This window comes from uncultured Paenalcaligenes sp., assembly GCF_947630565.1.
Taxonomy (GTDB): domain Bacteria; phylum Pseudomonadota; class Gammaproteobacteria; order Burkholderiales; family Burkholderiaceae_B; genus Paenalcaligenes; species Paenalcaligenes faecalis.
The window spans coordinates 1-24,103 of the sequence record NZ_CANRIC010000032.1; the positions used below are offsets into that span (position 1 = coordinate 1).

A 24,103-nucleotide genomic window follows, 5' to 3' on the forward strand; every position below is an offset into this window, starting at 1 on the left:
AACGAAATGTATTTTCAAGATAGCGAGTACTACCTTTAATCATCGAGTAGTGTGTTGTGTTGACTCACTATTCTTAGCTTGTTAGTGAGAATCATGCTGAGTCCAACTATTCCTAATACGGTCCGTGAGTTTTGTGAGATAAACCAGCCTTATCATGCTGTCGATGAGCAGTTGTTTGTTGATGCTATGCGTGATCTAACACGCTGGCATCAACAACACTGTGATTGGTATGCCAACTATTTGCAGCAAAATCAGGTGGATGTGGATCAGTTGCAAAGTGTAGATGCTTTAATCCATGCATTGCCTCCTGTGCATGCCAATTTTTTTAAGCATCACGAGGTCAAATCTATCACTGATGAGCAAGTGGCACTGCATCTAACCTCCTCAGGCACCACCGGACAAAAATCCCAAGTTTTTTTTGATGAGTTTACGATTTCTCATGCTAGACGTATGGTGAATGACACCCTACATGCCCGTGGCTTGGGTTCAGAAATGCCAGCTAATTACTTAGTCAATGCGTTTGAGCCCTACTCGGGTTTTAAGGTGGGCACATCGAATACAAATCAATATCTGATGAGTTTTGCTCCGGTGGCAGAGGCTTTTTGGACTTTACGTTTGGTCGGGGCAGACAAGCATGAGTACGATGCGTTTGGCACGATTTCGGCTTTAGATAGATTTAAAAACAGTGAACATCCCACCCGTATCATTGGTTTTCCCGCTTTTTTGCATTTCACCCTAGAGCGCATGGCAGCCCTAGGTTTGGACCCAATTCAATTACCTGAAAATAGTTGGGTGGTGTTTGGTGGAGGCTGGAAAGGTCATGCAGATAAAGCGATTTCACGCGAACAGTTATTAGCCAATATTGAATACTGGTTGGGCATTCCGAAAACGCATGTGATCGAGACATTTGGCTCCGTCGAGCATTCCATTCCCTATGTGGGCTGTAGTGAGCAACATTTGCATGTGCCAGTTTGGTCAAAAGTGGTGATTCGAGACGTAAGAACATTACGTCCTGTTGCAGACGGCGAAACGGGGTTTCTGTCATTTATTTCCCCCTATATTACGTCAACGCCTGCTCATAGTGTCGTGATGGGTGATTTGGCGGTATTACATCCAGCAGGAAGCTGTTCTTGCGGAAACCCAACAGCATGGTTCGAGGTTAAGGGTCGGGCTGGCACATCCAGTAATAAGAGTTGTGCCGCTGCCGCTGCTGAAGTGTTATCAAACGCGTAATCTCAACGCTAATCAGGAAAAATATTCATGACTTTTACAGAATCTACCTCAGAACGTGCTGCCCATTACTGGTTTGGGAAATGGATTGATGATCCCTCCCTACAAGAACAATTGGATCATCATTTATCCGTGCAGTTAAGCCGTACTCTTGCCCAGTCTTTTCCTTTTGAGTCGTTGCTATCAGCGTGTCAGAAACTCAGCGAGGACTTACTGAATCAGGGGCAAAGCTATACGCAGCTTTTAGCTGCCATGACGGAGTGGATGGACGAGGAATCGGCAAAGGCTATTTTGTTGCAGTTACATATGCTATTAGGTCAGGACTATTTGCTGACTAAATTACGTAGTGAATTAGGGACAGCCCGACCTAATGTGCTAGAGCGTCGTTATCCTGAGCGGGAGTACGAGATGTGGACTCCTATTGGTTGTGTGGTGCATGTGATGCCCTCTAATGTGTTTGCTGTAGCAGCCTTAGGGCTCATAGAGGGGCTATTAGCGAATAATATCAACATCGTCAAACTTAGCGCCAGAGACACGATTTTTGCTGCATTATTTGCACAAGAATTAATTCGTTATGATGTCAGCGATCAACTACAAAATTACATTGCTATTCTACGGTTATCGTCTAAGCAAGAAGACGTACTCAAGGCGCTATTTACTCATGCCGATGCCGTCTCAGCCTGGGGCGGAGAGAAAGCAATTGCGGCGATACGCTCAATGCTGCCTTCCCATGTGCGTGTGATTACGTGGGGCCATAAGGTGTCCTTTGGTTATATGGCTAAAGAGTTAATCAATGATTCGCAGGTCATAGAGGCTTTTGCTTTGGATGTGTGTCGTTTGGATCAACAGGCTTGTTCTAGTCCTCAAACGATATTTGTAGAGGCAGATGATGAGCAGATAGTGCAGGTAGCACAGCAATTAGCCGAAGCCTTAAAACGGGTGTCTCCAACCGTGCCAGCTGAATCAGCAGATACCGATGCAGCCGCTGAAATAACGACGGTATTGAGTGTGGCTAAGGCTGAGCAGGCTTTAGGGCTTTGTCATGTGATTGAATCGGAACAAGATGATTGGCGTATTATTGTTGATTTTAGAACAAGCTTAAAACCCTCCCCGTTGTATAGAACGATTTGTTTGGTACCTATTCAGCGCGAGACAATCACGTCGGTCTTGAGACCGATGCGTGCTTGGCTACAGACCTGTGGCTTAGCAGCTGGGTTTCCAGATGCTGCCGCCATTAGTCGGCAGCTATTAGCAGCAGGGGTTAGTCGTATTACTCGTCCTGGACAGATGGTAGAGAGCTATAACGGTGCGCCTCATGATGGGGTTTATGCCTTGCAGCAAATGATGCGACGCGTCTCGGTGGACATGGATGATGATTTTTCTCAGATCGGGTCATTTGCGCAGTTAGCGCCCCCAGTAATGACAGTGGATAGCCAGTCAACCCCGATTATGGATAAAACGGATTTTCAGCAGCTGACGGATAAAAATCAGGACCCTCATACCGGGCTAATTGTGCGTAGTGGTGGCTCCAGTGGCAAAACGGCTTATTCACAGTTCCGTTGGGCCGATTATGCCTTACAAATGAAAGAGACCAGTCATGGTTTAGTCGCAGCAGGTTTGGACCCCAAACATGATGTCGTCATGAATCTATTTGCATCTGGCTATATGTATGGCAGCTTTATTAGCTTTTGGACCATCCTAGAACATTTGCAAGTCCGCCAATTACCCATGGCGATGGTGACAGAATATGAGTTGATTGTGGATGAAATCATTAATCATCAGGTCACGACGTTAATAGGAATGACACCGCATCTATTAGGTTTGTTTGTTAATCAAGGTGAGCGGCTGAAGTCCTATGGTGGCATTAAAAAAATCTTTTACGGAGGCGAGGGGCTCTCTGCCGCCCAGTTTGATTTTTTACATCATGAGCATGGCATAGCGGTAGTGCAGTCAGCGGCTTATGGCTCTAACGATGCTGGGCCTATGGGGTATCAGTGTGAACACAGCAAAGGGGGAGTCCATCATTTAATTTCTAGCCTTCAACACTTAGAGATTCTCCATCCTGAAAAAGACGAACCCGTAGTGGGTGATGAGGTGGGGCGTTTGATATTAACCTCTAGAGCCAGAACCTCCCCTGTGATTAGCCGTTATGAAATTGGGGATATGGGACGCTGGGTTGCTGGCGAGTGTGCATGTGGGCGTAAAGACCCGCGCTTTGAGTTAATGGGACGCTTGGGCGATTTGTTTAAAGCGGGTACACCCTTGCTGAATTACGCTGTATTTGTACGTATGTTAAGCCAGCAGTTTAATTATGCCGGGTTGCTACAGATTCATATTGATAGCGAGGGAGCTTTTACGATTGTGACTATTTGGGTGGACCCCTCTTTAGAGACACATGTAGATCAGGTAAAAGACTATTTATATACGCATTACACCGAGATCAGAAAAACACATGAATTGAATCTCGCCTTCAAATTACGCGTAGAGCAACACCCGCTGAATGAGTTTGTGCGTGTGCAAGCCAGTGGCAAAGTCAAACATCTTTGTGATCACCGAACAGAGGTTTAACCATTATGATGACAGGTAATGAATCGCTCACTCAATCAGCTCGTAAAGCGGATAGAGAGCAACAACTACGAGAGTTATTGTTATTTGTGCGTACGCACTCTCCCTATTATCAGCGTTTGTATCAGTCCATAGATGCTGACTGTATGGATCTAGAATCCTACCCGATTTTAGATTTAGCGGATTTTTGGCAGGCTAATTCAATTGAAAACAATCAGGTATTAACAGGGCTGGCTGATGGTGGCATCACATTTAAAAGTGGTGGCTCCACGGGTAATCCTAAATACTCTGTATTTAGTAATGCGGATTGGGATTGTTTTACTAAAACGTTTGGACAGGGAATGCGTAGAAGTGGCTTGGATGCCGGCCAGCCTATAGGCAATTTATTTTATGCTGGGCGCTTGTATGCTTCTTTTTTGTTTATTACGCGCAGTATTGAGCAGGCCCAAGTGGGTATGTGTTATCCCATTGCAGGGATAGAACCAGCAGAAATTATTGAGATCTGGGAGCAATTCCAGTTAACCACCTTTGCAGGTGTTCCCACTACATTGATGAATGTATTAGCTCATTTAGATGAGGAGACAGCTAAAAAGGTATCACTAGGTACTTTTTTATATGGGGGCGAACCGATGTTCCCTGATCAAGTTGCCTTATTACAAAAAACTTTTCCGGATTGTCAGGTACGCTCCATTGGGATTGCCGGTGTTGATTATGGCGAGTTGGGTTGGGCCTGCCCCAGTGGGGAGCTAGGGGTGCATCATTGTTTTGATGAGTCGACGATTTTGGAGATCATTGATGATGAGGGGCAGCCAATACAGGAAACAGGTGTGGTAGGACGATTGGTTCTTACGAATTTAACTCGCCGCTTAATGCCAGTGATTCGTTACCCCGTTGGTGATCAAGGGGTCTGGGTAGATCCTGCAGAGACCCCCTCACGTCGATTTAATGTATTAGGACGTAGTCATGATGGCGCCCGAGTGGGACCGATGACGTTATATGTCGAGGACATTACCGCTTTGATTGCGCAGCTAAATGCACAATACTCCACTATGCAAATTACTAATTTCCAAATTCAAGTTGATCATTTTGACCAGAGGGATTGCTGTACCTTACGTTTAGTGACTCAGTCACCACCGGTACAACCAGCGCTCATGACGGAGCAGGTACAACAACAGCTCTATGCGGCACGTACTATGTTTATCGACTTAATTCAGCAACATGTCGTTCACCCGTTGCAAGTACAGTGGATTAGCGCACAGGAATTAAAAACAAACCCTAGGACGGGTAAATCATTGCGTATTATCGATCAGCGTCATGCATAAATTAGCCCCTTTTCTTTTCATGCATAGGTGGTAGGATGCCTAATTCAGTTAATGCAGGTTTGGCGTGGGTTGGTTTGAGCTTACCGGCGCATCATTATGCGATTGCGATTATTCAACAATCCTTATGTACTCAGGCTAAAAACTGGGGTTTTACCGAATTTAAAATACAGCAGATGGAATTAGCTGTAGAGGAAGCCATCAACACAATTTTGCAGCTAATTCATGGTGATGAGTTAGATATTCACACGCCTAGCGTAGGGCATTTTGATGTGAAAATTAGTGTGTTAGATCATGTGTTGCAGTTGCGTATCACTGATTATGATTTGCCTTATGACTTATCCATGATTCCTCTTTTTTCGGTATTAGAGGCTGATTCAGATAGTCAAAATGATGGATTGTCTTTTTTTCTATTAAGGCAACTGGTGGATGAGCTGCGAGTTCATCATCCTGGTATTAATGGTCAAACCCTAGAGTTAGAGTGGGCCTTAGCCACTAATCCCGCCCCTGTAGTACAAACGAATCAACCGCAAGCCCTAGAAGAAGAGGGCTTCGTCCCTTCGTTTTTTGCATTACGAGCCTTACAGGCATCTGATGCCATTTATTTAGCCCGTTTAATGCATCAAAACTATGGTTATTCTTATGTGAATCCTGATTTATATATTGCGGAACGCATTCGTTTACGACATAGTGATGGCCGTTTAACCTCCATGGTAGCGGTGGACGCTGAACAAAACTTAATTGGCCATTGTGCATTAATGAAATCGGATGCTGAGAGCGATGTAGTAGAACTAGGGGCGGCTGTGGTCTCGCCTACAAAGCAAGGCCTAGGTATTTTTAATATCTTGTGGCAGTCTCTTGAGGATCAGCTGCCGTTTCGCCAAGAGAAAGTGGCGTGTGTGCATGCGGTGACGTGTCACCCCTTTACGCAAAAGATTGTCTTAAAGCACGGTTATGTCATGAGTGCGCTCTTGTTGGGCTACACCCCCACCAGTATTCAGTTTAAAAGTGTACAAAATCAAAATACCGAGGAACGTGGTTCCGTCTACTATTGCGCTAAGCTCTTACAGCCTGTCGCGGCGTTACGGGTTTATTTACCCCCCACCGAACAAAATCTGGTGCTGAAAATGGCTGAGCAGTTGCAGATGCCTTTAGTGCCTCAGCCTATAGATGATGAGTATGTGGATGTGGCGGAAACGAGTCTGCAATACCACATAGAAGCCAGCTTGCAGGTGGCTTTTTTATCAGTGACAGCTTGGGCCGAGGATGGGGGTTTTCAGCTCAAAAAGCAGTGGAAATATTTGTGTAGAGCGCGTGTGGATGTGATCTATGCCACCATCGACTTAACCCAGGCTCATGCCCCAGCCGTGGTAAAACGATTAGTGGACTTAGGTTTTATTAGCGGTGGTTTTGCGCCGTATATGCCGTATCCTGCGACGTTGCTATTGCAATATATTAATAATCAACAGTTAACGCAGGACAGCGTATATGCGGTAGGCGACACGGCACAATATATTAAGTCTCATGTTTTTACGGCATATAAACAGCAAGAGATGATTAGTGATTGAGAGCTGCGATAGCCTCAGTCTGAGAGCTATACACAGAAAGTATTTTTAAAAAACCACTAATTTCAAAGACGTGATGGATTTGGGGCTGTAAGGCACAGAGCAAAAATGGTTTGTTCTGTGCCTTTGCTCTTTTGGCTGCCATCAATACAATGCGTAAGCCTGCACTGGCCACATAGTCCAACATTTCTAGATCTAAAACCACAGCAGTCGTACTGTTTTCTATTTGATCGAGCAAGTTGGCTTCGGCGTGTGTGCTGTTAATACTATCCAAACGGCCTGACATAGATAGAATGAGGACGTTATTTTTTGATTCGCTTAATAACTCAAAGCTCATGGGTGTGTTCCGAGGGTAAGTGTTTATAAAAACAGATGCTATTCATGGATTCCTGACGGCTATAGCGGTATTCATCCATGAGAGTTTTAACTAAATGCACGCCTAAACCACCGATTAAGCGTTGATCTAATTCACTGTCTATATCCGCATTTTCTTCTTGAGTAAACGGATTGAATTCGATACCTTGATCTTTAATTTCACAGTAAATGGATTGGTGGTTAATACCTAGCAGCACATGGATGGATTCGGAGGCAGGGTGCTGGCTGTGCTTGATTATATTATTAAGTATTTCATCAATGCTGAGGGTGATTTGAAAAATAATTTCTGGTTGATTTGCTAGGTAGGGGTGTAGAAAGTGTTCTACCTGTTCTATCAGCCCTGATATTTGAGCCAAATCGGGTGTTATATGCCATTGATTTTGTAGTGTGGGCTCATGGGTTTGCATACGTAATAACAGCACTGTCATATCATCATGCGGTTCTGCTTGCCCTACAAATTGTTTAATACTGTGTTTTAGGGTGTGGAAAATATCCTGTGCTGATAATTGTTTGCCTTGTTGCTGTAACCAGTGGTGCAAGCGTTGTTCGCCAAATTCCTCTTGTGCCTCAGAGAGTGCCTCTGTAATACCATCTGTATAGATAAATAGTACCTCTGAGGGCTGTAGCGTGATCATAAACTGCTGATAGTCTGCGGTATCCCAAGCCCCTAGGGGGAGGTCATGAGCTAATGTTAATTCTGTAATATCTCCGCTTGTTAGCCTTAGCAACGGGGCTGGATGCCCTGCAGAAGCATAATGTAGCGTGGATTTTTCAGGGTAGAACACCCCATAAAAGACCGTGACAAAAAGCTCAGTGGGATTACGTTCACATAACAAGGTATTCGCAAATGCTAAAACCTCTTTGGGTTCTTTATAAAGAGAGGCTGCTTGGCGGATAATCGTACTTGAAACCCCCATGAAAAAAGCAGAAGCCACTCCTTTTCCAGCCACGTCAGCGACCACGATGGCATAGCCTCCATCATCTAAAGCAAAACAATCGTAAAAGTCGCCCCCCATTTCTCGTGCGGGGTGCATATTTGCATAGATTTCAAAGTGATCTTGATTGGGAAATGATTGAGGCAAAATAGCCTGTTGCATGTTGTGCGCTAAGTTGAGTTCCTGATCAATCCGGGCGTAGGTGTTGGCCAGTATCTGATTCTTAGTTGTCAGTTCATTGGTGCGTTGTTGTACTAATTGGTCTAAAGCAAATTCACGGTGGTAGATCTCTTGAACCATGGATTGAAATACTTTAGCAAAACTGCCTAACTCATCATTACGTTGAGCCACCGCAAATAGACCTATATTTTTATCAGTGTCTAGGCTGTAGTTCCCTGCTTTGATGTTTTTAGCCTGTTGAATGAGCACATTAATCGGGCGAATAAAAGTTCGGCTTAATAGCCACGCGAGCAAAATGCTGCCAAGACTACAAAGAATCAGAATGATGAGATTTTTATAGAAGAGTTTTTCAATGGGGGTAGAAAACTCGTGATGGGGCTTAGCGATATAAATATGCCAGTTTTTTTGTTTTGTTTCGGATAAACCAGAGACATATTTAACACCATTAAGATCAAACTCAAGGCTGTTTGTGTTCAGTAGTGCCTGTGAGGTGTTTTTTTCTGCAGCGTATGATCTTAATGAGGGGAGGGCATCAATATTTTTATATCTGTATTTGTTGTCTGGGTGATAAATAATGTTTTTATTTTCATCAACTAAAAAAGCAATAGAGGTACTGTGCTGCAGACCATTTTTTATAAATAGCTCATCAATGGCGGATTCTTTGAGTTTAAGAACAACAACACCGATGATTTTTTGCTGTTCGCCATAGACAGGCGCAGCAAAAAAAAGACCGTTTTCTTGTGTTCTATGGCCAGTGATAAGACCGGAGATAAAAACGATACCCTGGATGGCTTGTTGAAAATAGTCCCTGAAATCAGCAGAAAACCCAACTAAGTAAGGGGTGGATGAGGTGAGAAAGCGTCCCTGTGTGTCGATAAGGCTGACATGAGACACATGTTTTAGCGAGTGGGTTAAGAGTAATAGATCATTATCCGCCAGCTCTTTAAGCTTAGGATTCTGGGGGGCTTGTAAAAAATTCATTACATCAGGGTCTTTTGCAAAAGACTGAGTAAATGTTTTGTGTTGCTCTAGCAGTTGATCTATTTGGGTAGAAATAATATGCGAGCTCAGTTCTAAGTGTTCCTTTTGATCTTTTTCTACTTGCTCTAAGCTGCTGTTCAAGCTTAGGTAGCTGAGTATACCCATGGGAAAAAGAGAGGTGAAAAGGAAAATGAGCATCAATTTATAAGTTAATGGCCAAGCACCAAAACTGATTAGCTGTAACCATTGAGTATACGTTTTTCGGTTCATGCTAAAGGCTGCCAATCAGAAAGAAATAGGGTGTAGGGTGGAATTACGTTGCTCTATATTGTAGGCGTATAGTGCTTCACCTATGATAGTGTAATAGGTGTTTTTCGTATATTAGTGGTTGGGGTTTTTATGTTTTCAGAGTCAGTCATTGAGACAGTGATCGTCGGGATATTGGCCGCACTTATTGGGTATTTATTAGCGGCTTTGATTAAAGGCCGTCATGTACAAGACGCCAGAGCCAAAATAGCTCAGCTCGAATTACGCACAGAACAAGCCAATCATCTAGTCCAAAGCACCGAGCAACGATTAGGTTTTGAGCTCGATGAGCATAAAGACACGATTATGGTATTGCGAGAGCGTTTAGAGCAAGCGCAACAGCAGCAGTACCAATTAGAAAAACACGTAGAGGTTTTACAAGCAGAAAAAGCGGTTTTTGAGACCCGATTGACTGAAACTAAACAGTCGTTAGCCACCGAATTTGAAAACTTAGCTAATCGTATTTTTGATGAAAAAGGTAAAAATTTTAATCAGGCCACACAGACGAATCTAGAGCATTTGTTAAGCCCTTTCCGAGAGCAGATTGATCGTTTTCAAGCCCGCATTAATCAGGTGCATGATGCAGCCCTACAAGGGAATGCTCATTTAAACAGTGAAATTAAAAAAGTATTGGAAACGGGGTTAAAGATGAGCCAGGAAGCCACGAACTTAACCTCAGCATTAAAGGGCGATTCGCAACAGCGTGGCGCGTGGGGAGAGGCGCAGCTACGTCGCACCCTAGAGATGAGTGGTTTGATCGAAGACGCGCATTTCGAGGTGCAAACGGCATTTAAGGATGCAGAGGGTAAACAAAAACAGACGGATTATTTAATTAAACTACCAGATAATAAACATCTTATTATTGACAGTAAGGTGGCGCTTAACGCGTATGATCGAGCAGTGGGGGCCACGACCCCAGAGGCTTATCAGCTGGCGATGCAAGACCATATCCGGGCTGTACGTAAGCACATTGATGATTTAGCCAGCAAGGACTACACCAATCTTATTGGTATGCACAGCCCTAATTTTGTTTTGATGTTTATGCCTGTAGAGCCTGCTTACATTGAGGCGCTCAAAAGCAATAAAGAGTTGTTTGAGTATGGGTATCAAAAAGGAATCATTTTGGTTTCACACACCACACTGATTCCTATTTTACGTACGGTATCTAATTTATGGATGATAGAACGAAGCAACGCTGAGGCCAAAGAAATCAGCGAACGAGCAGGCGAGATTTATAATCAAGTTTGTATTGTGGCTGAACGTTTAAGCAAGCTAGGCAACACTCTGAGCACTGTTAGCAAACATTATAATCATACGGTGACGGCTCTGGTTGGGCAGCAAGGCTTATATGGAAAGGTGGATAGATTTAGCCAACTATCCACCAAGATCACTAAACAGTTACCCCCGATAGCACCTAACCATTTGGATTTTGAGGCAGACCGTTTAGCGTTAATTGTAGAGCCTGTTTTTGATCCTGAAGAGTAGACCTTAACAGCAGAGCGATGACGTTTTAGCTGTGTTTTTGGATATATTCACGTCTTTCACGTTCTAGACGCAGTATTTTAAAGCGCAGCACATTTTTATCGATTTCGGTGGGGGCTTTATCGTATTGATTACGTAGAGTACGTAAATCAAACTCGATACGCATTAAGCCCTCTGCAAATGGATCCGTTGCCTTTTTTTCTGCCGCAGCGGGTGGGGCTGAAAGGTCTTCCTTTGTGCTGACGGACTCAGAATCGCTTACAGTGATTTTTTCCACCGTTACAGACTCAACGGCTAATGTCGAGTCTATTTCAGCGGTTGGAGCTGGCGTAGTGGTTACTGGAGCAGGTTTTTTGAGTAGATGGTTTAAGCCGTACAAAAACTTGCCTGTTTGGTAGGCGGTTTTATTGATTAATAACGTGGCGGCCGTTACACCCTCGGCCATGCTCCTCGCTTTTTTGAGTTCAGCAAAAGCGTTGCGTAAATTAGGGTTTTTCATGGTGATGTCCTAGAGACAGATTTTGGCCTGTGTTTTTATTGTTGATTTGTTGTTCAGAGTCATTTTAATGCTAAATGCAATAATTAACAAAAATTCACGATCTATTTCTAGTGGACAGAGAAAAACCCCAAAAAACGGTAGACCTCTTCCGTTTTTTGGGGCTGTGCAATAAGCAGTGATCTGTCGTTTCTGTAAAACTACGTGACGCTTATAGCCATTCTTGGCCCAATCGATCAGCAGCTAAAATTGCAGAATAAACGGTGTCGGCGGTGACTGCAAAAGGCATGTTGTGGATACTTTCACCCTCTACACAGCTGGCCTGGGCTACTTTCATAATTTTAGCTTTGAGTTCGTCCCCAGTTGCCGTAACGCCTAGCTCTTCAAGGGTGACGGGTAGGCCAACCGCAACACAGAAATCAAGTACATTTTCTAGTTCCTCAGAGTCACCGTTTTCCATGACTAATTGGACTAAAGTACCAAATGCAACTTTTTCGCCATGATACATATCATGGCATTCTTCTAGGGCAGTAAAGCCATTGTGTACAGCGTGTGCAGCACCTAAACCTGCACTTTCAAAACCGATACCACTTAAAAGCGTATTGGCTTCGATAATGTTTTCTACAGCCTTGGTGCATGCGCCAGCCTCTAGGGCGAGTTTGGCCTTATAGCCATCAGTTAATAGTGTGTCGTAACACAGTTCAGCTAAGGTCATTGCGGCCAGCGTTGCTGTACCGCCTGCCATGGTGGGCTGATTTGTTGTGCAACAAGCTCTGGCTTCAAAATACGTCGCTAGGGCATCACCCATGCCTGCTACTAGCAAGCGAGCAGGAGCCTGAGAGATGATCGTGGTGTCCATAACGACCATTTCTGGATTTTTTGGTAGGAGCAAATAGCTATCAAACTCGCCCGCAGCAGTGTAAATCACAGAAAGAGCGCTTGTAGGTGCATCTGTAGAGGCAATGGTAGGGGCAACTACAACAGGAGTTTTTGCAAAATGGGCTACGGCTTTAGCGGTATCAATGGTTTTTCCGCCTCCCACCCCTAAGACGGCATCATGACCATTTTTTTTGACGATTTCTGTGAGTCGTTTGATTTCGTCATGCGTACATTCACCATTGAATTTTTCAAAATGGCTGTTGAGTGAAGAGGTGTTTAGGCTGTTTTTGACTTGCTCGCCTACTAAGTTCATGACGAAGTCATCAGCAAGGACTAAAGCATTAGTCGCCAATGGTTTAATATATTCGCCAATTTTTTGTAGTGCCTGAGCACCTTGAACGTATTTACCTGGTGATTGAATGACTTTAAGCATGGGCTAACTCCCTGTTAGATAGTAGATGATTAACCCAGTTTGCCATAGATTCATGACGATTTCAGGTCTATAACGCTCTTGGTTGATACAGCGCAACTAGTTGAAGCTTAAAAAAGTACACTTTGCTGCTTATTTTATAACTGTGAGTTTTTTTGGGTTGAGACGACTTGTTGCCACAGCTGTTGAGTACACTGGGCTTTAATTTGTCGACTTTGTTGATAGCTGATGCTCGAATAGCCATTGTTTTGGCTATGGATTTGCTCTATGGATTGTTGATAACAAGGACGAATAGCGATTTCTATATCTTTGGCTTGATAACCCTGTTTACACCAATTAGACCATTGCTCCATACGTTCTATGGTGACTATTTTGACCGTGTCTATAGGGCCATAGTAATTATAAAAATGTGTGCTGATACATTGGGATTGAGCATCTTGAGCAAAAGAGGGGAAGGCAGTTAGAGAGCCAATGAGTAAGCCGATGAGATGTTTATACACATAGGTTCCTACATGTTGAAAATAGCAAAAAATCAAAGTATGTATCTTTGTGACTAATTCTAATTATAACCGGATTTTTTTGACATTTTTAACGAGGCATTTTATTTGCAATTGTTTTAAGCTAGAGAGCAGTGCAATACAAAGGGAGACAATGATGCAAAATATTTATTCTATTGATGGAATTATTCCTGTCGTTCATGAAACCGCTTTCGTGCATCCAACGGCGGTGCTTATTGGCGATGTGATTATTGGTCCAGGTGTGTATATTGGACCTTTAGCTAGTTTGCGTGGAGATTTTGGACGCATAATCATGAAAGAGGGGTCTAATATTCAGGATACCTGCGTGATTCATGGTACTCCAGAGCAAGATACCGTCGTAGAGGTTGACGGGCATATTGGACATGGTGCGGTGTTACACGGCTGCACGATAGGGCGCAACGTGTTGGTAGGAATGAATGCAGTGGTGATGGATCAAGCTGATGTAGGTGCTGATAGTATTATTGGTGCGATGGCTTTTGTGAAAAAAGGGATGGTCATTCCAGCTCGATCCTTGGTGGCTGGGGCTCCTGCTAAAATAGTGAAAGCGCTTAAAGACGAAGACATTAAGCAAAAAACCTTAGGTACACATATGTATCAGCGATTAGCCCAACGTAGTTTAGACAGTATGAAAAAAGTTGAGCCTTTGCGCGAGGTCGAGGAAAACCGAGCCCGGTTAACAGGTGACATGATTTATCCAGACTATTATCAATCCTAAGATACAATGGTCTGAGCGACATACATGGCGTGATATGAGAATATCACGCCTTTTTTAAGAGGTATGAGTATGCGTATTGCATTGTTTATATTTGGCGCCCTTGCGGCGGGATACCTAATAGTTAAAGGGTTTAAACAGATGTTGGCTGAAAGTCGTGAGAGCGACTCCACCAATGAGGATGGGCCACGTCAATTACCAAGGGATAAGGACGAATGATTCGGGTAATACGTCATATTCCCTTCGAAGGGATTGCCAATTTTAGAGATGTGGGTGGTTATAAAGGGGTGGCAAACCAAGCCGTTCGTTGGCAACGTTTGTATCGCTCAGCTCATTTGGCTCAGGCTAGCTCTACGGACCTCGTTTCATTTCGTAGAGACTACGCATTTAGCTATTTTGCCCAAAGTGGCCCTGTTAGCTAGGCAAAAAATAGAGCAGGGTGCACAGATCAGCACCCAAGATGCCCATGATTTTATGCTACAGATGTATCAGGGGTTTGTGCACGAGCAACAGCACGAATTTAGTGCTTTTCTTCACCAAGTATTAACAGCTCAAAAACCAGTGGTTGTGCATTGTACGGCCGGTAAAGATCGCACCGGTTTTGCTATTGCCTTGTTATTGCTTGCTTTAGGCGTGCATGAAGATGATGTGATGGCAGATTATTTATTAAGCAACCAGTTTTTTGATAAAGCACGTCCTAGTCGGCTTCAGGTATCAAAAGAGGTGATGGAGATACTTTGGTCGGTGCGCGCCGATTATTTAGCGATAGCGATTAAAGAGATCAATCGTCATCACAACAGCATATTGAACTATCTACACCAAAAGCTGCAATTTATCCCATTGCAGGTAGATCAGTTACGAGCCTCTATGTTGCAGGAGCATTAATGTTGTGCAGTGAAGTAAATTAACGCCAGTAGGGCAAAACCGCCGGATAAAAAGAATAAAGGTAAAAGTTCTAATAAGTATGAGTAGTCAGTAAGCATGTATGTCTCCTAGTAGGGGGAAACGTTTTTCTACTTTCAATCCTACTTACTTTTTTACAATTTGTGAATGTTACCCTACAAAACTTAACGTTATTTTGCTTAATTCATCCGATAGATACGTTTTGTGGTGTGCTATGACTGAGTTTTATAATATGCTCACCCCCTTTTGCTGATCACATCAAAAGGGGGGTCCTATTATTTTCCTGCGGCGCGTAATGCGTCTTGCCAAGCGGCAACCACAGACTGGTATTCTGCAGCGGCTTTCATCGGATCTACATCTACAACCTTGATTTGATCAAGGTTAGGTAGTTCTGTGAGTTCAGCTACATTAATATCAGAGCGAGTTGGGCGACGGAAGTTCTCTACAAGTTCCGCCTCTTGAACCTCTTTAGAAAGCAATACATCGTATAGCTCTTGGGCTACCTCTGTACCATTTTTCGGATTCTTAATGATCGCTAGTGCTTCGGGGGCGACAAAAGAGCCGTCCTCAGGGTAGACCAACTTAATGTCACGTTGGCCACCGGCTACGTAAGAATAAGCTGCGTATTCCATGGTAATACCAATGGGGTATTCACCGTTTGCAACGCTTTTGTAGACTTGACCAGAACTACGCGATACGTCTACGTTTGCCGCTAATTGATTGAATCCATCTTGACCATAAATCTGGTAAATACCATAAATTTGATCATAGGCACTACCTGATGTAGCCGGGTCACCAATGATGATTTTGCCTTTCCACTTGGCGTCAAATAGGTCTTGCCAGCTCTTTGGTGCGGCTTCGCCTTTTAACTGCTTTTCATTCACCATGACAAGCATAACGTGCGCATTGGAGCCGACCCATAGGTTATCTTTACCAATGAACTGCTCAGGGATGTGCTCTAGGTCTTTGGACTGATAGGCTTGAAAATTTTGCTGATAGGCGGCCATCGTACCAAAGCCAGCGCCCCAAACCACATCACCTAATGGTGACTCGGCCTCGGCTTCGATGCGTTTCATCAAGGCACCGGTACCAGAGGTAACTTGTTGAATATTGAGTTTAGGGGCTTTTTTACGACTAATCTCGACGGCAGTATCAATCGTTTGTACATTATTTGAGGTGTAAATAATGGCATTGGATGCCAGCGCAGAGGAGCTAAAAGCAATAGCTGCTGTGCTACAAAGGCCTGCAATTAAAGTGGTTTTAAGTGCTGATGAGGAGGTCATGGTGATATTTCCTTAAAATTAGCGCTGAGAAAAAAGGTCTAGCTTGAGAAAGCGAATCGCCAGGTAAATGGGCACAAGGATGACGACAATTAAGATCACGCCATACGAGGACGCCCTAGCTAAATATCCCGCATCAATCTGACGGAACATTTGTATAGGCATGGTTTCTAGGCCGCCATAGTACAGAACAATAGAGGCAGATATTTCAGCCAGAGAGGTTACCCACATTAAAATAGCGGCACCAATGATGGCGGGTTTCATTAAAGGTAAGACCACTTTAAAGAAGCTTTTAATGGGGGAGACCCCTAGGTTAATAGAGGCTTCTTCTATGGAGTCTGGAATGCTATAGAGCGAGGAGGAGGCCGAGCGTATGGAAAAGGGGACTTTACGTACGAAATAGGCCCCAGCCATGATGACCCAAGTGCCTGTCAAAATAATCATGCCACTGTTGTAGGTTTGAATGAGAGCAATACCTAAAACTGTACCGGAAATGGCCAGCGGTAGCATGACCATATAGTCCAATACGGTGACGGAAAAGAGGCGCTTTTTAACAATCAGATAACTAGAAATAATAGCAAAACAGGTGCCTGCTACAGTGGCGATACTGGCGAGCATGAGTGAGTTTAAAATTGGCTCAGGGGCATAGCGTAAGGCACGCTCCATATTTTCTAAGGTAAAGGTGCCGTATTGCATGACAGGGCCACGAGCTTTGGTGAAGGCACCTAAAAAGACGATGGCAGCCGGTATGAGTGAGCAAATGACAAAGAAAATAGTTCCAGCCGTAATCAGCATGCCGCTTAGGCCGCTCGCTTTAACTGGAATAGGGGCTCGGCCTTGTTGCATGTGATAGGTTTTACGCTCTACCACGCGCTTTTGAATAAATAACACGCAACCGACAAGCACCACGGACACGGTGGCTAATACGCCTTGCATGGTGGGATTGCCGCCCATTTCTGATAAGAAAGTGGTGTAGGTTAATGAGGATAGAACGTCAATTCGACCACCTAAGATCATGGGAATTGAAAAGTTATCAACGGCCAAAGTAAATACGATCATGGCATTGATAAGTAAGGCGGGGACTAAAACGGGTAAGGTGACTGTTAAGGTGCGTTTAAAGGTGCTGGCCCCGAGATTGGTGGCCGCTTCTTCAAGCGTACCGTCTATCGCTTTTAAGGCGGCTAACATACCAATATATACATAGGTGTAGTCATTTAGGATGAGGACAAAAGACATCCCAAACCAGCCGTAAAAAGACGGCAGTGATATCCCTATGTTTTCTAAGGCGATACGTATAATTCCGTTATTGCCCAACAGCATCAACCAAGCTTGAGACACCACAATATCGGGCAAAATAATCGTGGTTAACGGCAACAGCGCAACAATGCTCTTGCCTTTAAAGTCATAGCGAGACACCACGTAAGCTAAAGGGGCTCCGATTAATAGCGTACCTATAGTGGAAATCAGACCCAGCTTTAAGGTGTTGAAAAAGGCTTCCACATAACGTGGGTTTTCAAAAAATTGTTCAAAGCCATTTAAGCTAAAGGCACCGGTGACTGGGTCAGTGATGCTTTGATGAAATAGCGAAGCCAGAGGCCAGATGACCCAAAAAACCAAAATGGTGATACAGACTAAGGTAGGGACTAGCCATGGCGAAAAACGAGGTTTAGATAATGCAACGGACATGGTTTATACCTCAACCAAGCGACAATCAGGGCTAAACCGTAGGGCGACTTCGGTACCTACGAGTAGATTTCTATCTTCAGCTGAAGGTACGTCTACATTGAGTAAGGCCCCATTATTGAGACTTAAGGTATAGATTGACTTAATCCCAAGATACTGACGAGACAGGACGCGTGCAGATATGGTGTTGGTGTCTTTTTTGTCTACGATTTGTGCTTGTTCTGTACGCACAGCAAGCTGTAGATTTGTTCCTGTATTTTGGCTATTAATGAGAATCTGACCATCTGCGATGTGGACAAGGGTACCTTGCTCGGTTTGGGTCGTTGACAAGACATCAATTAAATTCGCTGCACCAATAAAATCAGCGGCATAGGCTGAGCGAGGACGCGCGTATAAACCTTCTGGTGTGTCTAGTTGATCAATTTTTCCGCCACGTAGCAACGCAATACGATCTGACATCGAAAGTGCTTCATCTTGGTCATGTGTCACAAAAATAGCGGTTAATTGTGACTCTTGCTGTAGCTCACGGATGACTTGACGCATTTGAATACGTAGTTTTGCATCTAAGTTTGACAGAGGCTCATCCATGAGTAGGACGCGCGGCTCAATGACGAGAGCTCGAGCTAAGGCCACGCGCTGACGTTGACCACCTGATAGCTCATTTGGATAGCGCTCTAATACATGGCTTAATTCAACACGCTCCAGAATTTGCGTGACTTTACGCTTGATCTCAGTGTTACTTTGTTTGCGGACACGTAATCCGTAGGCGACGTTATCAAAGACGGTCTTATCGGGAAAGAGAGCGTAATCCTGAAAAACCATGCCGGTTTCACGTTTATGTGCCGGTAGATGGGTGATATCTTGCTGATCTAACAACAAGCGGCCTTCGTCGGGAATGATAAAGCCAGCAATCATACGTAATAACGTTGTTTTGCCACATCCACTTGGACCCAATAGTGTAAAGAATTCTCCGTGTTTGATATTAAGGGAGAGTTGGTTAATCACAGTAACTGGGCCGTAGCGTTTGACTACGCGATCAATGGTGATGTCTGCCATGATAAATAGATAGATTTTGATGAAATTAGAAACAGACCGATTGTGACAGAGAAATGACAAATAGCCCAGCTAAGATGGGCTATTTCATTCGGTCTCACTATTGCGTTGTTCTTCCTTTAATGCCACGAACCAGAGATCTGTCTGGAATGGCTCGTGGCTGAGCAAAACGGCTATACGCCTTGTTGCTGGCGATAGTGTACTAAATCGTCAATGCTTAAAAGAGGGAGATGGTGTTGCTGTGCAAAATCAATGACCTCTTGACCGCGACTCATACTGCCATCGGGGTTGGTGAGCTCACATAACACGCCAAAGGGAGGCAGTCCGGCTAAGCGGGCTAGGTCTACGGAGCCCTCTGTATGGCCACGTCGGGCTAATACTCCCCCTTCTTTGGCGATAAGAGGGAAAACATGCCCTGGGCTAATAATGTCTGCCGCACTGGCCCCAGCCTGAGTTGCTGCTTGAATGGTGGTGAGGCGGTCAGAGGCTGATACGCCGGTGGATACACCGGTTTTAGCTTCAATACTAACTGTAAAAGCCGTAGCGAAAGGACTTTGGTTTTTTTCTACCATGGGTCTGAGTCCAAGGTGCTGAGCATGACTTTCAGGTAAACATAAACACACAATACCACTGCATTCACGGATAAATAGCGCCATGGTTTCAACGGTCATCGTGGACGCTGCAATAATTAAGTCGGCCTCGTTTTCACGGTCATAGTCATCGACGACAACCACAGGCTTACCTTGGCGAATCGCTTCAAGTGCTTGCTCTACACGTTGTTGTAAAGCTAGGTTTGAAAATGGGACATCGGCTAGGTGTGCCGATAATGGGGGGGATAGCAACATAAAAAACGCTCCTCGGTTAACGAAAAACGTTTCAGGGCAATGAACTATTGATAGGCAATAGCCATAGGCATAAAAAGGCACCGCTTTAATAAGCGGCGGCCTAATCGTATCTTCTCTCATCCGGACTATACCGTCGGCTTTGGAGTTTCACCAAATCTGCTGACCTTAGGCCGTAGCCTAAGCGCTCGCGGGCTTTGCAATGATTCTGCTTTACCGCCGGTGGGGAATTGCACCCCGCCCTGAAGACGTACCTAAACAGTAAATCGCCTATGCATAGCTTGTCAATGTATTGCTCTGTGTTGGGCAAGGATATAGAACATACACGTAGAGAGTGAGTAGGCGAAAAGGACGTAAATAGGGGGCGGTAAACGTTCGATTTTTAATGTCTGTTATAATAATTAACGAAGGATGAGCAGATTTATGTGTTTTTGAGCTCATTTTTGATGACGATACGATGTTGGCGATCGAGGTGAATACACGATAAAAAAAGACGCCAACTATTATTAATTGAATAAGGAATATGTTTTGACTCAAAAGAAAATAGCAATTTTAGGTGCAGGTCCAAGTGGTTTAGCTCAGTTGCGTGCCTTTGAGGCAGCGCATCGAGCCGGTGTAAAAAATCTACCCGAAATCGTTTGTTACGAAAAACAAAATGATATTGGTGGCATGTGGAATTACACATGGCGTACGGGTTTAGACCGTAATGGTGAGCCGGTACATGGCAGTATGTATCGTTACCTTTGGTCAAATGGTCCTAAAGAGTGCTTAGAGTTTGCTGACTATTCTTTTGATGAGCATTTTGATCGTCCGATTCCTTCGTATCCCCCCCGTGAAGTCTTAAAAGACTACATCATGGGTCGTATCGATAAGCGTGCGATATTCAATTATATTCGTTTTGAGTGCCCTGCTCGTTGGGTGACCTATGATGATCAAACTGAAAAATTCACTGTAACAGTGATGAATCATAAAACCGGAGATCAAGAGTCTGAGGAGTTTGATTATGTAGTGGTAGCTACAGGTCATTTCTCTACGCCTAATATGCCTTATTACGAGGGGCTAGAGCAGTTTCCTGGCCGCGTGATGCATGCGCATGATTTCCGTGACGCCTTAGAGTTCGAGGGGCAGGATGTGTTGTTAGTCGGTGGAAGCTTCTCTGCCGAAGACATTGGAACCCAGTGCTATAAATACGGAGCCAAATCGGTCACGATTAGCTACAGAACTAATCCTTTAGGTTTTGAGTGGCCCGAGGGCATTGAAGAGCGCCCCTTGTTAACGCACTTAGAGGGGAATGTGGCTTATTTTAATGATGGCAGTCATAAGGCGTATGATGCCATTATTATGTGTACGGGCTATTTATTCCACTTTCCATTCTTGCCTGATGAGTTGCGCTTGCAAACTCATAACTGTTTATACCCGGATAACCTGTATAAGGGTGTGTTTTTCCAAGATAATCCCAAGTTGATTTATCTGGGTATGCAAGACCAGTATTTCACTTTTAATATGTTTGATGCTCAGGCGTGGTATGTGCGGGATGTGATTTTGGGTAAGATTCAATTGCCTGATGCCCAAGACCGAGGCAAGGATATTCAGTCTTGGTTACAGCGCCAAGAGCAGCTTCATACACCCAACGAGTGTATTGACTACCAAGCCAGCTATGTGCGTGATTTAATTAATGCGACGGATTACCCTGATTTCCCTATCGAAAAACAAGCAGAGCTATTAAAGCAATGGCTACTTGATAAAAAAGAGAACATTATGGAGTTCCGTAATAAATCGTACCGTTCGACGATTACTGGCACGATGGCTGCAGAACTACCTAAACCTTGGTTAGCGATTAAAGATGACTCCCTAGAAGGCTTCATGTCTCTAAAGTTTATTGAGGCTAAAGCGTAATTCGTTCTATTTTGCTATTAAGGCAAAAGACAACTAGGACTACAATAAAGACTGGGCGCAAGTGGTTTTTGCCCCAGTTTTTTTTGATCAATGGGTATATTTAACAAATATCGAGACATTTTGGCTTGATAATTGATTTTTTGTCGTGGAATACCTGTATCTATCATAATAATTAGGATTGACTATGGGTGCTACTACTGTTCATTCTTCAGCCAGTGCAGATGGCGTGAAAGTCACGTCAGCAAAGGAGCAGCAAAAGGATACGCCACGTAAACCTTCATTATGGCAAGGCATTGTTTTAGCTGCTGGGTTGGCCGTAGTGGCGACGGTGTTAGGCAATTGGTTACCTACTGTGGGTGGCCCTGTATTTGCTATTTTGTTGGGTTTGATGATTCGTAATACGATGGGCATGATGCCGGTGTTTCAGCCTGGGCTCGTTTTCTCGTCGAAAAAAGTGTTGCAGTGGTCCATTATTGCTTTAGGTTTTGGTCTGAGCCTAAACCAGGTAGTGCAGACAGGTCTAGAGTCGTTATGGGTGACGTTAATCACAATGGCTGCTGCATTTATCGTGGCTGCGGTATTAGGGCGGATGTTAGGAGTCCCTGATAAGTTACGCACACTGATCGGAGCCGGTACTGCTATTTGTGGTGGCTCAGCTATTGCGGCAGTCGCTCCTATTATTAAGCCAGAAGAACATGAGACGGCTTTTGCTATCTCGACCATTTTTTTGTTTAACGTCGTTGCGGTGTTAGTCTTTCCCTTTTTTGGTCATTTTTTAAATATGTCCGATGTGGGGTTTGGCTTATGGGCAGGGACAGCCATTAATGACACTTCCTCTGTTGTTGCGGCTGCTTATAGTTACAGTACCGAGGCGGGTGATTACGCAACCGTAGTAAAATTAACCCGAGCTACCTTTATTATTCCGATCTGTTTGTTCTATGTTTTCTTAGAGGTTAGAAGACAGAAAAAAGAAGGCACCGGTTTTAGTATTACACGATTGATTCCTTGGTTTATTGTTTGGTTTGTGGTGGCTTCAGCTGTTCGTTCTACCGGACTATTACCTGCAGAGTTATTAAGTGTATTGCAGTTCTTAGCTAAGTTTCTAATGGTGTTGGCTTTGGCCGCGATTGGGCTTTCAAGCAATATGCGAGTGATGGCAAAAGCAGGGTGGCAACCTGTGGTGCTAGGTTTAGGCGTCTGGGTAGCCGTGACGTTGACCAGTTTAGCCGTTCAGCAATATAGCGGCGCTTGGTAGGCTAATTCATCTTTGATACTAATGAAAATGGCTCGCTCCTTAATTTGGAGCGAGCCATTTTTTGTATTGCCAGTCTTACACTAGGTATTAGCGAAATTGAGTGGCGACGTATTCACTCACAAATAGAGCGAGGGCATGGTCGTCCTCTAAACTACGACCACTGATGCCAACGGCCCCTATCAGGTGTTGTTGTATAGATAGGGGGACTCCACCCGGTAGAGCACATAGTTTTTTATCCATAAAGTCAAAGGTATATAGCTGCTCATTGTGAAGTCGTTGACTGAAAGCCAAGGTTGAATTTTGCATACGGGCTGCCGTGTAGGCCTTGGCTTGGGCAATGGCGATAGTACGCGCCGGAGCAGCATCCATGCGTCCAAAATAATTTAACTCGCCTTGTGGGTCTACGATGGCGATACAGACGGGGGCTAAGCCGTCTTGTTGAGCATGCTGCATCACTTTGTCAGCGAGTTCATGGCATAGGGTTTGGCTAAGTGTAAATAGAGTCATAGGTCTTATTACAGTAGGACTAGGGAGATGCTAGGGACATAGGTGATGACCAATAAAATAAGGATCATCATGATAAGAAAAGGAAAGCTGGCTTTAGCTATTTTCTCAATGCCGACTTTAGCTATACCACTGGCTACAAATAGGTTGACACCCACAGGAGGGGTAATAAAACCAATAGCCAGACCTACGACCATGATCACGCCAAAGTGAATGGGGTCCACGCCCACACTGATTGCTAAAGGTAGCAGTACAGGTGTGATGATGACGATGGCAGCTAAGGCTTCCATAAAAATGCCAATGACTAAGAGCAGAATGTTAATCAGCAATAAAATAATAATTTTGCGTCATAATGCCACCGTAAATACCACCTAGGATAATGACAGGCACTAATAGAGCCCATTTAGCATGCCATAGGGATTGAATAATTGCGCGTAAGGAACGATCACCGGCTTCTCCACGCCAACCATTTTTCTTAGAGATAAAAAAGGCGGTAATCATTAATGCCAAACCCATCAAGAGTCCTGGCAGAATCCCGGCAATGAACAGCTTTCCAATAGAGGCTTGTGCAGAAACACTGTCCACTTCCCCTAAACTGAGACAGTCATAATTGGAGTTTTCCAGTTGTTGTCGGTATACCGACGGGGGAATATCACCTAAACTTTCGTGCGTGCGCTCCTCGTTGTAATCCAA

At 44.2% G+C, this 24,103-nt stretch carries 22 protein-coding genes and 1 riboswitch; of the genes, 10 read left to right on the plus strand and 12 right to left on the minus strand.

Going from position 1 to position 24,103, the window contains the following annotated elements:
* Positions 1 to 93 precede the first annotated feature (93 nt).
* Genes Q0Z62_RS07160 through Q0Z62_RS07175 form a run of 4 tightly spaced genes read left to right on the plus strand, consistent with a single transcriptional unit; the run spans position 94 to position 6,682 of the window.
* Complete coding sequence (locus Q0Z62_RS07160; protein ID WP_298052749.1) at positions 94 to 1,233, plus strand: hypothetical protein; 1,140 nt, start codon at positions 94 to 96, stop codon at positions 1,231 to 1,233.
* A 27-nt stretch (positions 1,234 to 1,260) separates the two neighbouring features.
* Positions 1,261 to 3,798 carry an acyl-CoA reductase gene (locus tag Q0Z62_RS07165; protein WP_298052752.1) on the plus strand — a complete coding sequence of 846 codons (2,538 nt, stop codon included), beginning with the start codon at positions 1,261 to 1,263 and terminating at the stop codon, positions 3,796 to 3,798.
* A gap of 5 nt (positions 3,799 to 3,803) precedes the next feature.
* A complete protein-coding gene (locus Q0Z62_RS07170; protein WP_298052755.1) occupies positions 3,804 to 5,117 on the plus strand; it encodes a hypothetical protein in 1,314 nt (437 codons plus the stop codon).
* 35 nt (positions 5,118 to 5,152) lie between these two features.
* Entirely contained in the window at positions 5,153 to 6,682 is a 1,530-nt protein-coding gene (locus tag Q0Z62_RS07175) for an ATP-binding protein (protein ID WP_298052757.1), read from the plus strand.
* Here the strand turns inward: Q0Z62_RS07175 and Q0Z62_RS07180 are convergent.
* Positions 6,672 to 7,016, minus strand: coding sequence for an STAS domain-containing protein (locus Q0Z62_RS07180; RefSeq protein WP_269900273.1), 345 nt, complete (start codon positions 7,014 to 7,016; stop codon positions 6,672 to 6,674). The two genes, Q0Z62_RS07175 and Q0Z62_RS07180, sit on opposite strands and share 11 nt — an antisense overlap.
* On the minus strand, positions 7,006 to 9,420 hold the full coding sequence (locus Q0Z62_RS07185; RefSeq protein WP_298052759.1) for a SpoIIE family protein phosphatase: 2,415 nt from the start codon (positions 9,418 to 9,420) through the stop codon (positions 7,006 to 7,008). The genes Q0Z62_RS07180 and Q0Z62_RS07185 overlap by 11 nt, the downstream gene beginning before the upstream one ends.
* Before the next feature lie 129 nt (positions 9,421 to 9,549).
* On the opposite strand from Q0Z62_RS07185, the gene Q0Z62_RS07190 reads away from it, so the two are divergent.
* Positions 9,550 to 10,941: a DNA recombination protein RmuC gene (locus Q0Z62_RS07190; protein ID WP_298052762.1), complete on the plus strand. Its 1,392-nt coding sequence runs from the start codon at positions 9,550 to 9,552 to the stop codon at positions 10,939 to 10,941.
* A gap of 25 nt (positions 10,942 to 10,966) precedes the next feature.
* On the opposite strand, the gene Q0Z62_RS07195 is transcribed toward Q0Z62_RS07190, so the two are convergent.
* The 3 genes from Q0Z62_RS07195 to Q0Z62_RS07205 form a co-directional block, all read right to left on the minus strand.
* On the minus strand, positions 10,967 to 11,437 hold the full coding sequence (locus Q0Z62_RS07195) for a hypothetical protein (RefSeq protein WP_298052765.1): 471 nt from the start codon (positions 11,435 to 11,437) through the stop codon (positions 10,967 to 10,969).
* A gap of 208 nt (positions 11,438 to 11,645) precedes the next feature.
* Complete coding sequence (locus Q0Z62_RS07200; RefSeq protein WP_298052770.1) at positions 11,646 to 12,746, minus strand: glycerol dehydrogenase; 1,101 nt, start codon at positions 12,744 to 12,746, stop codon at positions 11,646 to 11,648.
* A gap of 134 nt (positions 12,747 to 12,880) precedes the next feature.
* Positions 12,881 to 13,243 carry a hypothetical protein gene (locus tag Q0Z62_RS07205; RefSeq protein WP_269900268.1) on the minus strand — a complete coding sequence of 121 codons (363 nt, stop codon included), beginning with the start codon at positions 13,241 to 13,243 and terminating at the stop codon, positions 12,881 to 12,883.
* Positions 13,244 to 13,397: 154 nt separating this feature from the next.
* On the opposite strand from Q0Z62_RS07205, the gene Q0Z62_RS07210 reads away from it, so the two are divergent.
* The 3 genes from Q0Z62_RS07210 to Q0Z62_RS07220 all read left to right on the plus strand — a co-directional run bounded on the left by Q0Z62_RS07210 (position 13,398) and on the right by Q0Z62_RS07220 (position 14,879).
* Positions 13,398 to 13,997 (plus strand): phenylacetic acid degradation protein PaaY, encoded by a 600-nt coding sequence (locus Q0Z62_RS07210; RefSeq protein ID WP_269902192.1) that lies wholly within the window; start codon positions 13,398 to 13,400, stop codon positions 13,995 to 13,997.
* 212 nt (positions 13,998 to 14,209) lie between these two features.
* Positions 14,210 to 14,416, plus strand: coding sequence for a tyrosine-protein phosphatase (locus tag Q0Z62_RS07215; protein ID WP_298052776.1), 207 nt, complete (start codon positions 14,210 to 14,212; stop codon positions 14,414 to 14,416).
* Positions 14,400 to 14,879, plus strand: coding sequence for a tyrosine-protein phosphatase (locus Q0Z62_RS07220; protein ID WP_298052809.1), 480 nt, complete (start codon positions 14,400 to 14,402; stop codon positions 14,877 to 14,879). The genes Q0Z62_RS07215 and Q0Z62_RS07220 overlap by 17 nt, the downstream gene beginning before the upstream one ends.
* A gap of 293 nt (positions 14,880 to 15,172) precedes the next feature.
* Here the strand turns inward: Q0Z62_RS07220 and Q0Z62_RS07225 are convergent, their stop codons facing one another.
* From Q0Z62_RS07225 to ribB, 4 genes are all read right to left on the minus strand, one after another.
* Positions 15,173 to 16,180 carry an extracellular solute-binding protein gene (locus Q0Z62_RS07225; protein ID WP_269900264.1) on the minus strand — a complete coding sequence of 336 codons (1,008 nt, stop codon included), beginning with the start codon at positions 16,178 to 16,180 and terminating at the stop codon, positions 15,173 to 15,175.
* Between the two features lie 18 nt (positions 16,181 to 16,198).
* The gene (locus Q0Z62_RS07230; RefSeq protein ID WP_269900263.1) at positions 16,199 to 17,863 is read right to left on the minus strand and encodes an iron ABC transporter permease; all 1,665 of its coding nucleotides are present in this window, start codon (positions 17,861 to 17,863) and stop codon (positions 16,199 to 16,201) included.
* A 3-nt stretch (positions 17,864 to 17,866) separates the two neighbouring features.
* A complete protein-coding gene (locus Q0Z62_RS07235) occupies positions 17,867 to 18,916 on the minus strand; it encodes an ABC transporter ATP-binding protein (protein WP_298052786.1) in 1,050 nt (349 codons plus the stop codon).
* A gap of 170 nt (positions 18,917 to 19,086) precedes the next feature.
* Entirely contained in the window at positions 19,087 to 19,758 is a 672-nt protein-coding gene (ribB, locus tag Q0Z62_RS07240) for a 3,4-dihydroxy-2-butanone-4-phosphate synthase (RefSeq protein WP_298052789.1), read from the minus strand.
* A gap of 104 nt (positions 19,759 to 19,862) precedes the next feature.
* Positions 19,863 to 20,009, minus strand: a riboswitch (FMN riboswitch).
* Between the two features lie 274 nt (positions 20,010 to 20,283).
* Here ribB and Q0Z62_RS07245 point away from each other — a divergent pair.
* Together Q0Z62_RS07245 and Q0Z62_RS07250 are read left to right on the plus strand one after the other, a co-directional pair.
* Positions 20,284 to 21,651 carry an NAD(P)/FAD-dependent oxidoreductase gene (locus Q0Z62_RS07245; RefSeq protein WP_298052792.1) on the plus strand — a complete coding sequence of 456 codons (1,368 nt, stop codon included), beginning with the start codon at positions 20,284 to 20,286 and terminating at the stop codon, positions 21,649 to 21,651.
* Between the two features lie 184 nt (positions 21,652 to 21,835).
* Positions 21,836 to 22,906: a YeiH family protein gene (locus Q0Z62_RS07250; RefSeq protein ID WP_269900260.1), complete on the plus strand. Its 1,071-nt coding sequence runs from the start codon at positions 21,836 to 21,838 to the stop codon at positions 22,904 to 22,906.
* Positions 22,907 to 22,993: 87 nt separating this feature from the next.
* Here the strand turns inward: Q0Z62_RS07250 and Q0Z62_RS07255 are convergent, their stop codons facing one another.
* From Q0Z62_RS07255 to Q0Z62_RS07265, 3 genes are all read right to left on the minus strand, one after another.
* A complete protein-coding gene (locus tag Q0Z62_RS07255; RefSeq protein WP_298052799.1) occupies positions 22,994 to 23,413 on the minus strand; it encodes a heme-binding protein in 420 nt (139 codons plus the stop codon).
* 8 nt (positions 23,414 to 23,421) lie between these two features.
* Positions 23,422 to 23,700 (minus strand): TRAP transporter large permease subunit, encoded by a 279-nt coding sequence (locus Q0Z62_RS07260; RefSeq protein WP_298052802.1) that lies wholly within the window; start codon positions 23,698 to 23,700, stop codon positions 23,422 to 23,424.
* 28 nt (positions 23,701 to 23,728) lie between these two features.
* Positions 23,729 to 24,103 (minus strand): TRAP transporter large permease subunit (locus Q0Z62_RS07265; RefSeq protein WP_298052805.1); only part of this gene is annotated, 375 nt, incomplete at its 5' end.

Excerpts from the sequence above, each read along its gene's own strand:
- Q0Z62_RS07160 (WP_298052749.1), top strand. The coding sequence starts at position 94 with ATGCTGAGTCCAACTATTCCTAATACGGTCCGTGAGTTTTGTGAGATA.
- Q0Z62_RS07165 (WP_298052752.1), top strand. The coding sequence starts at position 1,261 with ATGACTTTTACAGAATCTACCTCAGAACGTGCTGCCCATTACTGGTTT.
- Q0Z62_RS07170 (WP_298052755.1), top strand. The coding sequence starts at position 3,804 with ATGATGACAGGTAATGAATCGCTCACTCAATCAGCTCGTAAAGCGGAT.
- Q0Z62_RS07175 (WP_298052757.1), top strand. The coding sequence starts at position 5,153 with ATGCCTAATTCAGTTAATGCAGGTTTGGCGTGGGTTGGTTTGAGCTTA.
- Q0Z62_RS07180 (WP_269900273.1), bottom strand. The coding sequence starts at position 7,016 with ATGAGCTTTGAGTTATTAAGCGAATCAAAAAATAACGTCCTCATTCTA.
- Q0Z62_RS07185 (WP_298052759.1), bottom strand. The coding sequence starts at position 9,420 with ATGAACCGAAAAACGTATACTCAATGGTTACAGCTAATCAGTTTTGGT.
- Q0Z62_RS07190 (WP_298052762.1), top strand. The coding sequence starts at position 9,550 with ATGTTTTCAGAGTCAGTCATTGAGACAGTGATCGTCGGGATATTGGCC.
- Q0Z62_RS07195 (WP_298052765.1), bottom strand. The coding sequence starts at position 11,437 with ATGAAAAACCCTAATTTACGCAACGCTTTTGCTGAACTCAAAAAAGCG.
- Q0Z62_RS07200 (WP_298052770.1), bottom strand. The coding sequence starts at position 12,746 with ATGCTTAAAGTCATTCAATCACCAGGTAAATACGTTCAAGGTGCTCAG.
- Q0Z62_RS07210 (WP_269902192.1), top strand. The coding sequence starts at position 13,398 with ATGCAAAATATTTATTCTATTGATGGAATTATTCCTGTCGTTCATGAA.
- Q0Z62_RS07215 (WP_298052776.1), top strand. The coding sequence starts at position 14,210 with ATGATTCGGGTAATACGTCATATTCCCTTCGAAGGGATTGCCAATTTT.
- Q0Z62_RS07225 (WP_269900264.1), bottom strand. The coding sequence starts at position 16,180 with ATGACCTCCTCATCAGCACTTAAAACCACTTTAATTGCAGGCCTTTGT.
- Q0Z62_RS07230 (WP_269900263.1), bottom strand. The coding sequence starts at position 17,863 with ATGTCCGTTGCATTATCTAAACCTCGTTTTTCGCCATGGCTAGTCCCT.
- Q0Z62_RS07235 (WP_298052786.1), bottom strand. The coding sequence starts at position 18,916 with ATGGCAGACATCACCATTGATCGCGTAGTCAAACGCTACGGCCCAGTT.
- ribB (WP_298052789.1), bottom strand. The coding sequence starts at position 19,758 with ATGTTGCTATCCCCCCCATTATCGGCACACCTAGCCGATGTCCCATTT.
- Q0Z62_RS07250 (WP_269900260.1), top strand. The coding sequence starts at position 21,836 with ATGGGTGCTACTACTGTTCATTCTTCAGCCAGTGCAGATGGCGTGAAA.
- Q0Z62_RS07255 (WP_298052799.1), bottom strand. The coding sequence starts at position 23,413 with ATGACTCTATTTACACTTAGCCAAACCCTATGCCATGAACTCGCTGAC.
- Q0Z62_RS07260 (WP_298052802.1), bottom strand. The coding sequence starts at position 23,700 with ATGGAAGCCTTAGCTGCCATCGTCATCATCACACCTGTACTGCTACCT.